The 14,727-nt window shown below is 66.3% G+C and carries 16 protein-coding genes; 8 read left to right on the top strand and 8 right to left on the bottom strand.

What is annotated here, in order from left to right:
* Positions 1-91: 91 nt before the first annotated feature.
* The 3 genes from AC07PF_RS11770 to AC07PF_RS11760 are packed head-to-tail and all read left to right on the top strand — an operon-like array spanning position 92 to position 2,574.
* Positions 92-706 carry a Maf family protein gene (locus tag AC07PF_RS11770; protein WP_007858781.1) on the top strand — a complete coding sequence of 205 codons (615 nt, stop codon included), beginning with the start codon at positions 92-94 and terminating at the stop codon, positions 704-706.
* Between the two features lie 28 nt (positions 707-734).
* The gene (rng, locus tag AC07PF_RS11765) at positions 735-2,222 is read left to right on the top strand and encodes a ribonuclease G (RefSeq protein WP_007858779.1); all 1,488 of its coding nucleotides are present in this window, start codon (positions 735-737) and stop codon (positions 2,220-2,222) included.
* A gap of 22 nt (positions 2,223-2,244) precedes the next feature.
* Positions 2,245-2,574: an SHOCT domain-containing protein gene (locus tag AC07PF_RS11760; protein WP_494611952.1), complete on the top strand. Its 330-nt coding sequence runs from the start codon at positions 2,245-2,247 to the stop codon at positions 2,572-2,574.
* A 6-nt stretch (positions 2,575-2,580) separates the two neighbouring features.
* On the opposite strand, the gene AC07PF_RS11755 is transcribed toward AC07PF_RS11760, so the two are convergent.
* Complete coding sequence (locus tag AC07PF_RS11755; RefSeq protein WP_494611951.1) at positions 2,581-3,450, bottom strand: SHOCT domain-containing protein; 870 nt, start codon at positions 3,448-3,450, stop codon at positions 2,581-2,583.
* Between the two features lie 116 nt (positions 3,451-3,566).
* Between AC07PF_RS11755 and AC07PF_RS11750 the strand changes: the two genes are divergently transcribed.
* Positions 3,567-4,097 (top strand): SHOCT domain-containing protein, encoded by a 531-nt coding sequence (locus tag AC07PF_RS11750; RefSeq protein WP_494611950.1) that lies wholly within the window; start codon positions 3,567-3,569, stop codon positions 4,095-4,097.
* A 24-nt stretch (positions 4,098-4,121) separates the two neighbouring features.
* On the opposite strand, the gene AC07PF_RS11745 is transcribed toward AC07PF_RS11750, so the two are convergent.
* Complete coding sequence (locus tag AC07PF_RS11745) at positions 4,122-5,057, bottom strand: SHOCT domain-containing protein (protein ID WP_494611949.1); 936 nt, start codon at positions 5,055-5,057, stop codon at positions 4,122-4,124.
* Positions 5,058-5,075: 18 nt separating this feature from the next.
* Here AC07PF_RS11745 and AC07PF_RS11740 point away from each other — a divergent pair, with 18 nt between their 5' ends.
* Genes AC07PF_RS11740 through AC07PF_RS11730 form a run of 3 tightly spaced genes read left to right on the top strand, consistent with a single transcriptional unit; the run spans position 5,076 to position 7,459 of the window.
* Positions 5,076-5,561 (top strand): RidA family protein, encoded by a 486-nt coding sequence (locus AC07PF_RS11740; RefSeq protein ID WP_494611948.1) that lies wholly within the window; start codon positions 5,076-5,078, stop codon positions 5,559-5,561.
* Positions 5,562-5,610: 49 nt separating this feature from the next.
* Entirely contained in the window at positions 5,611-6,486 is an 876-nt protein-coding gene (locus AC07PF_RS11735) for an AraC family transcriptional regulator (RefSeq protein ID WP_494611947.1), read from the top strand.
* Between the two features lie 52 nt (positions 6,487-6,538).
* Positions 6,539-7,459, top strand: a complete 921-nt coding sequence (locus AC07PF_RS11730) for an SDR family oxidoreductase (RefSeq protein WP_494611946.1) — start codon at positions 6,539-6,541, stop codon at positions 7,457-7,459.
* A 22-nt stretch (positions 7,460-7,481) separates the two neighbouring features.
* On the opposite strand, the gene AC07PF_RS11725 is transcribed toward AC07PF_RS11730, so the two are convergent.
* From AC07PF_RS11725 to lptF, 6 genes are all read right to left on the bottom strand, one after another.
* Positions 7,482-8,654 (bottom strand): pyridoxal phosphate-dependent aminotransferase, encoded by a 1,173-nt coding sequence (locus AC07PF_RS11725; protein WP_494611945.1) that lies wholly within the window; start codon positions 8,652-8,654, stop codon positions 7,482-7,484.
* A gap of 56 nt (positions 8,655-8,710) precedes the next feature.
* On the bottom strand, positions 8,711-9,598 hold the full coding sequence (locus AC07PF_RS11720; protein ID WP_494607489.1) for a class I SAM-dependent methyltransferase: 888 nt from the start codon (positions 9,596-9,598) through the stop codon (positions 8,711-8,713).
* A gap of 12 nt (positions 9,599-9,610) precedes the next feature.
* Positions 9,611-10,552 (bottom strand): CysB family HTH-type transcriptional regulator, encoded by a 942-nt coding sequence (locus AC07PF_RS11715; protein ID WP_007858766.1) that lies wholly within the window; start codon positions 10,550-10,552, stop codon positions 9,611-9,613.
* A 73-nt stretch (positions 10,553-10,625) separates the two neighbouring features.
* Positions 10,626-11,000 carry a sirohydrochlorin chelatase gene (locus AC07PF_RS11710; RefSeq protein ID WP_494611944.1) on the bottom strand — a complete coding sequence of 125 codons (375 nt, stop codon included), beginning with the start codon at positions 10,998-11,000 and terminating at the stop codon, positions 10,626-10,628.
* 8 nt (positions 11,001-11,008) lie between these two features.
* Entirely contained in the window at positions 11,009-12,115 is a 1,107-nt protein-coding gene (lptG, locus tag AC07PF_RS11705; RefSeq protein WP_007858764.1) for an LPS export ABC transporter permease LptG, read from the bottom strand.
* Entirely contained in the window at positions 12,112-13,206 is a 1,095-nt protein-coding gene (lptF, locus tag AC07PF_RS11700) for an LPS export ABC transporter permease LptF (RefSeq protein ID WP_145696513.1), read from the bottom strand. The genes lptG and lptF overlap by 4 nt, the downstream gene beginning before the upstream one ends.
* A gap of 23 nt (positions 13,207-13,229) precedes the next feature.
* Here lptF and AC07PF_RS11695 point away from each other — a divergent pair, with 23 nt between their 5' ends.
* Positions 13,230-14,723 (top strand): leucyl aminopeptidase, encoded by a 1,494-nt coding sequence (locus AC07PF_RS11695; protein WP_494611943.1) that lies wholly within the window; start codon positions 13,230-13,232, stop codon positions 14,721-14,723.
* Positions 14,724-14,727: the final 4 nt, after the last annotated feature.

The following is a 14,727-nucleotide window of genomic DNA, read 5'->3' as shown; positions in this document are numbered from 1 at the left end:
CGGCCCGGCGTGATTTGCTGCGCGCCTGCGCTGCAAACGAGGTAGGCGGGGCCGGATCGATCACTCTTTCTTGGTTATCCTTGATCCCACCATGCCGGACTTCATCTACCTCGCCTCCCAAAGCCCCCGCCGCCGCCAGTTGCTCGACCAGCTGGGTGTGCGCCATGAACTGCTGGTACCCAATGTGGACGGCGACATGGGCGAGGACGCTGAGGCCATCGAGGAAGTGCGCCCCGGCGAGGTGCCGACGGCCTATGTGCAGCGTGTCACCGGCCTCAAGCTCGATGCCGCCATGGCGCGCCGCGCACGCCGAGGCCTGCCCGAGGCGCCCATCCTGTGCTCCGACACCACGGTGGCCCTGGGCCGCGCCATCTACGGCAAGCCCGATGATGCCGCGCACGCCGCGCGCATGCTGGCCGAGCTGGCGGGCCGCACGCACCGCGTGCTCACGGCGGTGGCGCTGCAGATGGGTACGCGCCGCGTGGCGGCGCTGTCGGTGTCGCGCGTGACCTTCGCGGCGCTCACGCCGCAACAGGTCGATGACTACGTGGCCACCGGCGAGCCGCTGGGCAAGGCCGGTGCCTATGGCGTGCAGGGCCGCGCGGCGGCCTTCATTCCCCAGCTGAGCGGCAGCTATTCGGGCATCATGGGGCTGCCCATGTACGAAACGGCGCAGCTGCTGCGCGCTGCCGGCTTCCCCGTCTGAAGAACCAACACAAAAACCGCTGACGACCATGCAACAAGACATCCTCATCAACTGGTCGCCGCAGGAGACACGCGTCGCCATCGTCGAGCACGGCGCCGTGCAGGAACTGCACATCGAGCGCACGCTGGAGCGTGGCCTGGTGGGCAACGTCTACCTGGGCAAGGTCTCGCGCGTGCTGCCCGGGATGCAGTCTGCCTTCATCGACATCGGTCTGGAGCGTGCGGCCTTCCTGCACGTGGCCGACGTCTGGCAGCGCCAGCCCGACGGCGAGCCGCCGGCCTTCGCGCGCAAGGGCGAGCCGCAGGTGCCCATCGAAAAGCAGGTGTTCGAAGGCCAGTCGCTCATGGTGCAGGTCATCAAGGACCCCATCGGCACCAAGGGTGCGCGCCTGTCCACGCAGATCAGCATCGCCGGACGCCTGCTGGTGTTTCTGCCGCAGGACGACCATGTCGGCGTTTCGCAGAAGATCCCCTCGGCCGAGCGCGATGCGCTGCGCGCGCGCCTGCAGGCCCTGGTGGGCGACAAGTCCACGGGCGGTGGCGGCGGCTTCATCCTGCGCACCAATGGCGAGGATTCAACCGACGCCGAGCTGGCCGAGGACATCGCCTACCTGCGCAAGACCTGGGCACGCATCAAGGAGGCATCGCTCAAGCTGCCGCCCATGTCGCTGCTGCACCAGGACCTGGACCTGCTGCAGCGCGTGCTGCGCGACCTGGTGGGCGACCACACGCAGACCATCCGCCTCGATTCGCTGGAGCAGTTCCAGCGCCTGCGCGCCTTCGGGCAGGAATTCATGCCGGCCGCGGCGCCCAAGCTGCAGCACTACAAGGGCGAGCGCCCCATCTTCGACCTCTACTCCATCGACGAGGAAGTCGCCAAGGCCCTGGGCCGGCGCGTGGACCTGAAATCGGGCGGCTACCTGATCGTGGACCAGACCGAGGCGCTCACCACCATCGATGTGAACACCGGCGGCTACGTGGGTGCGCGCAATTTCGACGACACCATCTTCAAGACCAACCTGGAGGCCGCCCAGGCCATCGCCCGCCAGCTGCGCCTGCGCAACCTGGGGGGCATCATCATCGTGGACTTCATCGACATGGTGCAGGCGGGCCACCAGGAGGCCGTGCTCTCCGAGTTCAAGAAGCAGCTGGCACGCGACCGCGTCAAGACCATGGCCGGCGGCTTCTCGCAGCTGGGCCTGGTGGAGATGACGCGCAAGCGCACGCGCGAATCCCTGGCCCACATGCTGTGCGAGCCTTGTGAGGCCTGCCAGGGCAAGGGCAGCGTGAAGACCGCGCGCAGCGTCTGCTACGACATCCTGCGCGAGATCCTGCGCGAGGCACGCCAGTTCAACCCGCGCGAGTTCCGTGTGGTCGCCTCGGCACGCGTGGTGGAACTGTTCCTCGACGAGGAAAGCCAGCACCTGGCAGGGCTGTCGGATTTCATCCGCAAGCCGATCTCGCTGCAGTCCGAAAGCGCGATGGGGCAGGAGCAGTACGACATCGTGCTGCTGTGAGGGCATAGGCGCGGGCTGCGGCATGTCCGCATCCGCTGCATTGCCGAACGGGCTTGCCCGCGTCTCGCAGGCTGTGCGGCCTGTGAACAATCACAACAACAGGGGAGTAGCCATGCCAGCGTTGCGCGTCGGAATTTTTTTGCTGCTTGTCCTCGGGTTGGTCGCCTGCAGGCACCGCGTGCCGCAGACGGTCTCCCGCATGCCCTCCGTGCCGGCAACACAGGCCCCTGCCGTGGCCCCGAAGCCCTCGGTGCAAACCCAGCTCGAAGCGCTGCGGCGCATGCATGCCGACGGACTGATCACCCAGCAGGAGTACGACACCAAGCGCAAGAAAGCCCTGGAAGGAATTTGACAGCCGCTATATCTCCTCGACGATCTTCTTTCGCTTGTCTTCGAATTCTTCAGGGGTGATGAGCCTGCTGTCGAGCAGGTTCTTCAATTGGCGCAGGCGCGCCTCTGCTGATAAAGGCGTGGTGTTGGCGCTGACCGCAGGGGCTTGCATGCGGGCGGCCACCGGTTGCGTGCCCGCAGGGGCTGCCACGAACGCCGGAAGCTCCGGCAGTTTGCCCTGAATGCTCGGCCGGGTGACCATGGCAGAGAGCGAGGCGACCGTCTGGCGCCCCCAGGCTTCTGCGGCAGACGCGGAGCTTGTGTCTCCAGCGAAGTACACATTGAGCCTGAAATAGTCGCCCTGGTGGTGCTTGGTGTAGAACACCCGCAGCATCGAGCGGGGGAGCGCGTACCCATTGTCCTGGGCCCAGCGCACCAGCTCCTTGTGGGTGGCGCTGGCGGCATCGAAAGTGCCTGCGGCCTGGTTGGCAACGACAAAGCACTCGGGCATGTTCACGGTCTGCTGGAGCGTGCTTTTGACGATGAAGGCAGTTTCTTCCTTGCACGGGTCATCTCTCCACCGCGTGACGTAGTAAAAACTGCGTGCGGGCGCACTGAAGACGACGATGGCGGAGAGGGTCTTGTCGTGTATCTGGACAGCGGCAAACCTGTGCCGCGGTGGTGAATCTGAATTGGTCTGGATTCGACCGTTCTCTTCCGTCTTGGCGGCCAGGATCCATTCGCCTGCGGGGAGCTGCATCGACAATTTGCCGATGGTCAATGTGCGATCCGCAATAGGTTGCCCAACGACCGCATCCTTGAATTCAATGGCGTGTGCGGCGGAAAGATGCGCCGCAAGGATGATGGCAGCACCGAGGGCGAGGCGGAATTTCTTCATGAATACAAGTCTACCGTCAGATCCTGCAATGACCCTGGGCCATCACGTCACCTTTGTGCCGGAGCTTGCTTCGCATATGCTCTTGCCATTCAAACATCAACATTCTGGAGGGCTTGATGGTAGTGCTTCGCGTGGGAGTTCTGGGGTTTGCCATTTGCTTGACCGCATGTGCCAATCGGCCGGCCAGCATCAAGCCGTCGTTTGTTTCCCATGAGCGGTTTATCGCGCTGGAATGCCCCGCCATTCAGGAGCGCCTGGTGTCTGCGCGCAGCGATCTGGCCCGCTACTCCGTCATGCAGGAGCAGAAGGCCAACAACGACGCTGTGGGTGTTTTTTTGCTGGGAGTGCCTTTCAGCAAGATGTCCGGAGACCATGAGGCCGATGTCGCACGTGCGAAGGGCGAGATCGAAGCGTTGGAGACCGCGCAGATCAAGAACCGGTGCGACACCTTTGCCGCTCCTCGTATCCAGGCGGCGCCAGCGCCGGCAGCACAAGCTGCCGCAGCACCGATGCAGGCAACCCCGGTTGCAACCTCCCCGTCCTCGGTTCAAACCCAGCTCGAAGCGCTGCGGCGCTTGCATGCCGATGGATTGATCACGCAACAGGAATACGACGCCAAGCGCAAGAAAGTGCTGGACGGACTGTGATGCCGTCTGGCGGTTGAAGCCCGTCTACATCTCGTCGACGATCTTCTTTCGCTTGCCTTCGTACTCTTCGGGGGTGATCAGCTTGCTGTCGAGCAAGGACTTCAGCTGTCGCAGGCGCGCTTCAGCCGAACCGGGGGCGGCAGCGGTCGCGCTGCCGGCCATGGATTGTGCGGCGACAGGTTGTGTGGCCCCTAGAGTGGACGCGAATGCCGGGAGCTCGGGCAACTGTGCCAGGGGAGTGGCCCGGGTGATCATGGCGGTGAGAGACGAGGCCGCCTCGCGTCCCCAGGCTTCTGCGGCAGGTGCGGAGTCGAGGCCTCCCGCGAAGTGCGCGTTGAGTCTGAAGTAGTCGCCCTTGTGGTACTTGGTGTGGTGCACCTGAAGCATGGGGACGGGGAGCGCATAGCTGTTGCTGTGGGCCCAGCGTGCAACCTCCTTGTGGGTGTCCGACAAGGCTTCAAAAGCGCCTGCATTCAGGTTGGCAACCACAAAGCATTCGGGCATGGCCCTGGTCTGGTTCAATGTGCTTTTGACGATGTAGGAGGTCACGTTCTTGCACGGCTCATCGCTCCACTGGGTAACGGCATAGCTCCAGGCGGGCCCGCTGAACATGATGACAGCGGAGATGGTCTTGTCGCGTACCTGCACCACGGCGAACCTGTGCAATGGTGGTGCAGGCATGTTGGGCTGTGATCCGCCTCCCACTTGCGCCTTCGCGGCCAAAATCCACTCGCCGCTCGGGAGTTGCATCGACAATTTGCCCACGGTCAAGGTGCGATCCGCAATGGCCTGGCCAATCACCGCGTTCTTGAACTCGGTCGCATTTGCAGTAGAAAATTGAGCAGCCAGTACGATGGCAGCACCGAAGGCAAGACAGGTCTTTTTCATGCAGGCAAGTCTACCGTCAGACTCTGCAGTTGCTTTGCCTGCCTCCAAGGAGATGACGATGTTGGTCTGCATTCACCCGGAGTACCGTCCATGGCACTGATCGAACAACGCCTCGCGCAACTCGGGCTTCGCCTGCCGGCGCAGATCCAGCCTCCGCCGGGCGTCGCCCTGCCGTTTGCCTTCGTGCAGATCCAGGGCACGCGGGTGCTGTTCTCCGGCCATGGGCCGTTGAACGACGATGGTTCGATTGCCGGGCCGCTGGGCAAGCTGGGTCAGGATTTGACCGTCGAGCAGGGCTATGAGCAGGCGCGCAGGGTGGCGCTGTCGGTCCTGGGGAGCCTGAAGAGGGCGCTCGGCGACCTGGACCGGATCTCGGCCTGGACTCGCGTCTTTGGCATGGTGAATTGCACGCCCGACTTTGCGGCCCAGCCCGCGGTCATCAACGGTTTTTCGCACCTCATCCTGGAGCTGTATGGCGAAGATCGCGGCATGCACACGCGCAGTGCGGTGGGCATGGCGGCGCTGCCGTTCAACATCCCGGTCGAGATCGAAGGGGAAGTGGCGCTCTACGGCTGAGGCTGGCCGACGTGCAGTGGATTAGGATGCGCCATCTGCCGCATCCCCCATGACCGAGCGCCTCTTTCTTCGCCTCGATGGCGACACCGTGCACGGGCCGGAAAGCACCGTACCTGTCGATACGCTGCGCGCCTTTTCGGTGGGCGCGCGCCTGGCGCCCCATGTCTCCCAGATCCTGCGGTACCGCGAAACCTTTGCCGAGGGTGCCGGGGTGGCCGAGCGCGTGCTGCCCGATGGGGCCGTTCGCCTGGTGGTCCATCTGGAGGATGGCACGCCAGCAGGCCCGGCGGGTGAGTCCCAGGGCAGCGTGGCCATCGGTTCCGCCACGGCACCCGTGCTGCTGCGTTGGCGCGGTGGCAGCCGCATGCACAGCATCTCGGTCGCGCTGCGCCCCGGCGCCGCATCGGCCTTGCTCGGGTTGCCGGCCGGGGAGCTGCAGGGCATGGCGGTGCCGCTGGAGGCGCTGTGGGGCAGGGACTTCGCCGAATTGCGCGAGCGCATGGCCGAGCAGCCGGACGATGGGGCACGGGTGGCCGTGCTGCAGGCCGCGCTGGCGCAACGCCTTGCGCGCGGCACCATGCCTGCAAACCCCTGCGCCGCGCAGGCCGCCGCCTTGCTGACGGCATCGGCAGGCCGGATGCGCCCCCGGGAGGTGGCCCGTGCCGTGGGTGTGGGCGAGCGGCGCCTGCAGCAGATCTTCCGTGCCGAGGTGGGCATGTCGCCCAAGGCCTGGGGTCGGCTTGCGCGCCTGCATGCCTGCCTGCGCGCGCTGCGCGGCGGTCCCTCTGCGCCGCCGTGGGCCGCTCTGGCAGCCGATGGCGGTTTCTACGACCAGGCGCACCTGGCCAACGAGTTCCGCGTGCTCTGCGGGCTCTCGCCCACCGAGTTCCTGCAGCGCGGCGTTTCGCTTTCTTCCAAGACATAGACCGCTGGCGTCGGTACCGTGGCATCCATCGAAGGAAAAAAGGACGCAACGCATGAATCCGACACACAACTCCCTCAGGGGAAAAGTCGCCCTCGTGGCGGGAGCCACCCGGGGTGCCGGCCGTGGCATTGCCGTGCAACTCGGAGCGGCAGGCGCCACCGTCTACGTGACCGGCCGCTCATCGGGCGCGCAGCGCTCCGAGATGGACCGGCCCGAGACCATCGAGGAGACCGCGGCGCTCGTGGACCAGGCCGGTGGCCAGGGCATTGCGGTGCGGGTGGACCACCTGGTGCAGGATGAGGTGCGCGCCCTGGTGGCACGCATCGAACGCGAGCAGGGCGCATTGCACCTGTTGGTGAATGACATCTTCGGCGCCACCCATATCGAATGGAACAAGACCGTGTGGGGGTCCGACCTGGACTATGGCCTGCGCACCCTGCGCCTGGCGGTGGACACGCATGCCATCACCAGCCATTTCGCGCTTCCGCTGCTGCTGAAGTCACCCGGCGGGCTGGTGGTGGAAGTCAACGATGGCACGGCCGAATACAACGGCACGCGCTACCGCAACTCCTTCTTCTACGACATCGCCAAGGCTGCGGTGCTGCGCATGGGATTTGCGCTGGGGCATGAGCTGGCGCCGCACGGCGCCACCGCCGTGTCGCTGTCGCCCGGCTGGCTGCGCTCGGAGGCCATGCTGGAGGCCTTTGGCGTCACGGAGGCCACCTGGCGCGATGCGATCACCCGGGTTCCGGGCTTTGCGGTGGCCGAAAGCCCTGCTTATGTGGGCCGCGCCGTGGTGGCCCTGGCGCAGGACCCCGCGGTGGCGCGCTGGAACGGGCAGTCCCTGTCCAGCGGGCAGCTGGCGCGGGTCTATGGCTTCACGGACCTCGATGGCAGCCAGCCCGATGCCTGGGGCCACATGCTGGCCGAGGAGCGGGCGGGCAAGCCGGTGGATGTGGCGGGCTACCGATGACGGCTCGCAGGCCGCCCACAGGTCACAGCTTGCGCAGCCGCTCCAATGCAGCGCGCAGGGTGTCGTCCTTCTTGGCGAAGCAGAAACGCACCACGCGCTGGTCGAAGCCGTCGCCGTAGAAGGCCGACAGCGGGATCGCCGCCACGCCGATCTCGCGCGTGAGCCACTGGCAGAAGTCCGATTCATTGAGATCGCTCACGGCCGAGATGTCCACGCACTGGAAGTAGCTGCCCGTGCTGGGCAAGAGCTTCAGGCGCGAGCCGGCCAGGCCTTCGCGGAACAGGTCGCGCTTGGCCTGGTAGAAGGCGGGCAGCTGCAGGTAGGGGGCGGGGTCCTTGAGGTAGGTGGCCAGGCCGTACTGCACGGGGGTGTTCACCGTGAACACGTTGAACTGGTGCACCTTGCGGAACTCGGCCGTCAGCGCGGCGGGCGCGGCCACCGTGCCCACCTTCCAGCCCGTGACGTGGAAGGTCTTGCCAAAGCTCGAGACGATGAAGGCGCGCGCCGCAAGGCCCGCAAAGCGCGCAGCACTCTGGTGCTGGCCGCCGTCGAACACCATGTGCTCGTAGACCTCGTCGCTGATCAGCAGGATGTCGGTGGGGGCGAGCAGGTCCTGCAAGGCCTGCATGTCCTCGGCGCTCCAGACGGTAGCGCTGGGGTTGTGCGGGGTGTTGATAAGGATGGCACGCGTGCGTGGCGTGATGGCGGCGCTGATCTTGCCGAAGTCGGGCCGGAACGTGCCGGGCGTGAGCGGCACGCGCACCGCGCGGCCGCCGGCCAGCTCGATGTTGGGCACATAGCTGTCGTAGCAGGGGTCGAGCACGATGACTTCATCGCCCGGGTGCACGATGGCCAGGATGGCGGTGATGATGGCCTGCGTGGCGCCGGCGGTGATGGTGATCTCGCTCGCCGGGTCGTAGCGGCGGCCGTGCAGGGCCTCGATCTTGGCCGACACGGCCTCGCGCAGTGCGGGCACGCCGGTCATGGGCGGGTACTGGTTGTGGCCGGCCTGCATGGCGGCGGTAACGGCATCGACCAGTGCCGGGTCGCAGGCGAAGTCCGGAAAACCCTGGCCCAGGTTCACGGCGTCGTGCTCGGCGGCCAGCGCCGACATCACGGTGAAGATGGTGGTGCCCACCTGGGGCAGCTTGCTGGCAAGGGCAGGGGTGCGTGCGGTGTCGGTCGCGAGGGTCATTGGAAGGAACGAAAAGAGAAGAAAAACAGGGAATGGAGGGGGTAAGGAAACAGGACCTACGTGGCCCCTTTGCGGAAGATCACCACGTCGATGTCGCTCGGCGCGCCCCAGCGTACCAGCGGGTAGGCCGCCACGATGGACAGCCAGATCAACGGTGCCAGCCAGCGCAGGCCCGACTTCACATAGGCAATGCGTGCGTACAGGCCGCCCAGGTGGATGCTTGCCAGGTGGGCCGAGTCGACCAGGGTGAGGCCGTGCCGTGCACTCAACTGGGTGAGGTTGCGGGCATGGAAGTAGTGCAGGTGCGGCGAGGGCATGTCTTTTTGCCAGAGCCGGTCGAAGAAGGCACCCGCGCCGAAGCGGTGCAGCAGTTTGCTGGTGCGGTAGAAGATGCCGCGGCTGGAAGGCAGGTTCAGCACCAGCAGGCCCCCTGGGGCCAGCCGTGCCATGCACTGGGCCAGCAGGGTGTCGGAATGCGGAATGTGCTCGAACACGTCGTTGAAGACGATCACCTCGAACTGCTCGCCCTCGGCGAGCACATCGGGAAAGAAGCCCTCGCGCACCAGCGCACCGGTACGCTGCGCCTGCTCGCAGACGGCACGGTCCGGCTCCAGGCCCAGGGCGCTGAATCCCCGGCCTGCTGCGGCCTTCACGAACCAGCCATGGGCCGCACCCACGTCCAGCAAGCGGCTACCCGCAGGGGCGACGTGCTGGCCGATGCGGTCCAGCAGTTGGCGGAAGTTGAGCTCGCGCAGGCTCTTGAGGCCGGTGTCGCGCCGGGCTTCATCGACCTTCTGGTGCGATGCGGCCTGGTTGATCGCTGGCGCGAGCTGCGCGGACTCGTAGCCGCACAGGGCGCACACCTGGTGCCATTTCTCGAGTCCGGCGCGCAGAGCCTGGCCACAGCAGACACAAGGCGGTGCTGCCGAAGAAATAGCATCCATGGTGCCTCCCCATCAGAGTTCGTAGTCGTTCACATGGCCACTCATCGCGCGGGCAATCAACTCGCGGCTCAGGCGGTCGCTCAGCAGTTCTGCGAATTTGTACACGAAATTGCGCAGGTAGGCTCCGCGCTTGAAGGCCACGCGCGCCACGCTCTGGCCGAACAGGTGGCCCACGGGGCGCACCACCAGGTCGCCCACGGGGTCGTCGCGCATGGCCATCTCGGCCACGATGCCGATGCCCAGGCCCAGGCGCACATAGGTCTTGATCACGTCCGAGTCGATGGCCTCGAGCGCGATGCGCGGCTGCAGACGGCGCGCGGCGAAGGCGTGGTCGATCTTGCCGCGGCCGGTGAACGAGGGGTGGTAGGTGATGAGCGCCTCGTGCGCGATGTCATCGAGGCCAATGCGTTCCTTTTGCGCCAGCGGGTGGCCGGGCGGCAGCACCAGCACGTGCTCCCACTCGTAGCAGGGCAGGGTGACGAGTTCGGGGTAGTCGGCCAGGGACTCGGTGGCCATGCCGATCTCGGCCACCTCGTCGATGACCATGCGCGCCACCTGGTCGGGCGTGGCCTGGTGCAGGCTGATGTTGACCTTGGGGTAGGCCTCGCGCAGGCGTGCCACTGGCACGGGCAGCACGTAGCGGGCCTGGGTGTGGGTGGTGGCGATGCTCAGCGTGCCGTTGTCCTGGGCGCTGAACTGTTCGCCGATGCGCTTCAGGTTGCCCACCTCGCGCATGATGACCTCGATGCTCTTGAGCACATGCTGGCCGGGCTCGGTGATGCGCTTGAGGCGCTTGCCGTGGCGCGCGAAGATGTCAACGCCCAGCTCTTCTTCCAGCTCGATGATGGCCTTGGAGACGCCCGGCTGCGAGGTGTGCAGTGCCTTGGCGGCTTCGGTCAGGTTCAGGCCGCGCCGCGCGGCCTCCTGGACAAAGCGGAATTGGTGCAGATTCATATCTGATATCGCCTAAAGAGTTGCATCATTATGCTGCAAGCATCTAAGGGATATGCGGCGAGGTTGCAAAAACTCAGCTCTGAGACGACTCGCAGGCGATTTCCGCCATGAGTGCGGTCATGCGCGGGTCCTCGCCAATGGCCGTCTGCACGTTGAACTGCACGCCCGTGTGGGCGGTGCGCAATTGCTGCACCAGCACGGGCAAGTCCTCGCGCGCATGCTTTCCGGTGCCCAGGAACATGGGCACCACGGTGACCTGCCGGGCACCCTGGGCTACCAGTTGCGCCACGGCATCGGGCAGGGCGGGGGCGCACAGCTCCAGGTAGGCGCAGGCCACGGGCCGGTGGGGTTGCTGCGCCGCTATGCGTGCAGCCACGGCTTCCATGGGCGCGCGCCACAGGGGGTCGCGCGAGCCGTGGGCGAAAAGAACGATGGCGTGGTTGGTCATGGGTGTGGCTAGCGTCTGAGTACCAGCCAACTGAAGGCGCCCAGCGACAGCAGGGAGTAGATCAGCCCCGGCGCCGCAGCCGTGAGCCAGGGCGACCAGTTCTGCAGGTTGCCGGCGTAGCCGAACACGTTGTTGAGCAGGAAGAAGCTGATGCCGGCCATGACGCCGCCGAATACATAGCCGGCGATGCCGCCCGAGCGGAAATGCAGGTAGGCAAAGGGCAGGGCCAGCACCACCATCACCAGGCAGGACAGGGGGTAGAACACCTTGCGCCAGAATTCGATCTCGTAGCGCTGGGCCGACTGGCCGTTGCTGTCCAGGTGGCGGATGTACTGGAACAGGTCCACCGTGGCCATGCGGTCGGGCTTGAGCAGCGAGGCCGCCACCATGTCGGCGCTGATGCGGGTGGGCCATTGCAGTGCGGGCACGTCCAGCCGGTCCACTCGCGCCTGGTCTTCGCCGCGCTGCAAAAAGCTGCTGCGCTGCACGCCGGTGAGCTCCCAGGCACCGCCGTCGCCGAAGCGCCCCGATGCGGCGCGGGTCTGCGAGGCGAGCAGGCCCTTGGCGTTGAATTCGAAGATGCGGATGTCCAGCATGCCGCCATCGGGCGTGAGGGCGCGCACATTGACTGCGTAGGAGTGGTCGTTCTGGCGTTCCTTGAGCCACGCGCCGGTGGCACCCGAGGTGAGGCGCCCCAGGTGGCGCACCTTGATGAGTTGCGCGGCCTTGTCGCTCAGGGGCGCGATGTAGTCGCCCACGGCAAAGGTCAGCACCACGAAGAACCCGCCCAGTGTGAGCAGGGTGCGCATGGCGCGCCAGGGCCCCATGCCGCTGGTGCGCATGATGGTGAATTCGGAGCTCTGCGCCAGGCGCGCCATCACGAAAATGGTGCCGATCAGCACCGTGATGGGCAGCAATTCGTACAGGTGGCTCGGGATGCTGAGCACCACGAACAGCATGGCGTGCGAGAGCTGGTAGCCCTGGGGCCCGGTGCGGCCCACCCAGCGCAGTTCATCGACCAGGTCGAAGAAGAAGAACAGGGCCAGGAAGCCGATGGTGACGTAAGCCACCGCGAAGAAGGCCTCGCGGTGGATCAGGCGGCGGATGGTTTTCATGCGGGGCTCCGGCGCTGCCACAGGCGGCGCAGGCTCCAGTTGTTGTGGCGTGCGGTCAGTACCAGCAGCGAGAAGGCCAGGGTGCCGCCGTGCAGCATGAGCATGAAGCTGCCAAGGCCCAGGCGCCCGGCGCCGACCCAGCTGGTGCCCAGGGTCATGAGGTTGTAGTAGACGATGAAGGCGAAGAGCGCGAACACCAGGCTGGTGCTGCGCCCGGCACGCGGGTTGACCGTGGCCACGGCCAGGCCCAGGACCACGAAGTTCAGCGCCGCCAGGGCCAGGCCGATGCGCCAGCCCAGCTCGGCCCGGTAGGCGGGCAGGGGCTGCATCAGCAGCTCATGGGTGGCACGGGTCTTGACCGACAGCTCCTCGGCGGAGCCGGCGGGGGCCGAGCCGATGCGGGTGGTGTATTCCTCGAACTCGCTGATCTTGAGGCCGGGCTTGTCGTGCTCGGTTTCCAGCCGCTGGCCCTGGACCAGCGTGGCGATGCGCTCGCCGTCCTTGGTTTCCAGCCGGGCGCTGCGCGCGGAGGTGACCGTTTCCTTCTTGGCCACGTTGGTGGCGATGAAGATGTTGTTGCCGGCCAGGTTGTCGGGGCTGTCCTTGTCGATGAAGAACACCCGGCTGCCGTTGGCCGACTCCTGGAACTCACCGGGGGCGATGCGGTCGATGTCGCTGCGCTGCTCGTAACGGGTCTTGAGCTCCTGGATCTGGGTGTTGGCCCAGGGCCATACCAGCAGCGAGAGCACGGAGATCACCAGCATGGACGGCCAGGCAAAACGCAGCAGCGGGCGCAGCAGGCTGGTCAGGCCGCGACCGCTGGCGAACCAGATCACCATCTCGCTGTCGCGGTACATGCGCGAAAGCGTGCTGACCACGGCGACGAACAGGCTCAGCGTCAAAATGGTGGACAGCTGGCCCAGCACGGTGAAGCCCATGACCAGCATCACGTCGGACGGGCTCACGCTGCCACGCGAGGCCTGGCCCAGCGTGCGGATGAGCATCATGGTCATCACCACGGTGACCAGCACCACCAGTGTGGCCCCGAAGCTGCGCGCCAGCTCCTTGCGGATGGATGAATCGAATAACATTGGCTCTGAGGAAAACACCGATTATGAACTTTGATCTGAAGACCCTTGAGTTGCCGGCAGCTGCTTTGGAAAAATGCGACCTGCTGGTCGTGTTGGTTCCGGAGGGCTTCAAGCCCGGGCGCGATGCCCTGTCCACGCTGGCGGCCCTGGCGCTCAAGCAAGGCGATTTTTCCGCCAAGCCCGGCAAGAGCCTGCCGCTGTACCAGGTGCCTGCCGTGGCAGCGCGCCGCGTGCTGCTGCTGGGCGTGGGCGATGGCGCGGCCCGTTCCGTGCGCCAGGCCCTGGGCGCTGCTGCGGGCGCGTTGAAGACACCCCAGACCAAGCGCGTGGTGCTGTGCTTTGCCGGCAGCGCCCAGGCCGACGCGGTGTGCGCCGCGGTGCAGGCCGTGGCCGATGCCAGCTATGTCTACACCACGACCAAGCCCAAGGCCGAGGCGCGCAGCCTCTCCCGCCTGGTGGTGGGCGTGCCCGACCCCTCCGAGGTGCGCGTGGCCTTCTACCAGGGCGTGGCCCTCGTCGAAGGGGTGGAGTTTGCCCGCGAGTGGGGCAACCGCCCTGCCAACCATGCCACGCCCACCCTGCTGGCCAATGCCGCCAAGACGCTGGCCAAGCAGCCGCGCATCCAGTGCAAGGTGCATGGCCCGGCCGAGGTCGAGCGCCTGGGCATGGGTTCCTTCATGGCCGTGGCCAAGGGGTCGGAAGAGCCGCTGCGCTTCATCGAGCTGCGCTACAGCGGCGGTGCCAAGGACCAGGCTCCCGTGGTGCTGGTCGGCAAGGGGATCACCTTCGATACCGGGGGCATCTCCATCAAGCCTGCGGCCGAGATGGACGAGATGAAATTCGACATGTGCGGCGCCGCCAGCGTGCTGGGCGTGTTCCGTGCCCTGGGCGAGCTGCAGCCGGCCATCAACGTGGTGGGCCTGATCCCCGCCTGCGAGAACATGCCCGACGGCCGTGCCGTGAAGCCCGGCGATGTGGTGACCAGCATGAGCGGCCAAACCATCGAGGTGCTCAACACCGACGCCGAAGGCCGGCTGGTGCTGTGCGATGCGCTGACCTATGCCGCACGCTTCAAGCCGGCGGCGGTGGTGGACATCGCCACGCTCACCGGTGCCTGCGTGATCGCACTGGGTGGTGTGCGCAGCGGCCTGTTCAGCAACAACGAAGGCCTGGCCCAGGCGCTGCAGGCGGCGGGTGAGGCGGCGCAGGACCCGTGCTGGCGCATGCCGCTGGATGACGACTACGCCGACGGCCTGAAGAGCAACTTTGCCGACATGGGCAACGTGGCTGGTCGCGCGGGCGGTGCCATCACGGCCGCCAAGTTCCTGCAGAAGTTCGTGGGCGACATGCCCTGGGCGCATCTGGACATCGCCGGTACCGCCTGGAAGGGCGGGGCGGCCAAAGGCTCCACCGGCCGCCCGGTCGGCCTGTTGGTGCAGTACCTGCTGGACCGGGAGGCGCAAGCGTCCGAGGCGCCCAAGCCCGCCGCCAAGCGTGCGCGCGCCAAGGCCGCCTGAGCCC

It is taken from the genome of Acidovorax sp. GW821-FHT10A04, from assembly GCF_059415825.1.
The sequence above is the reverse complement of the archived record's forward strand: the minus strand, read 5'-3'. Positions and strand labels throughout refer to the sequence as shown.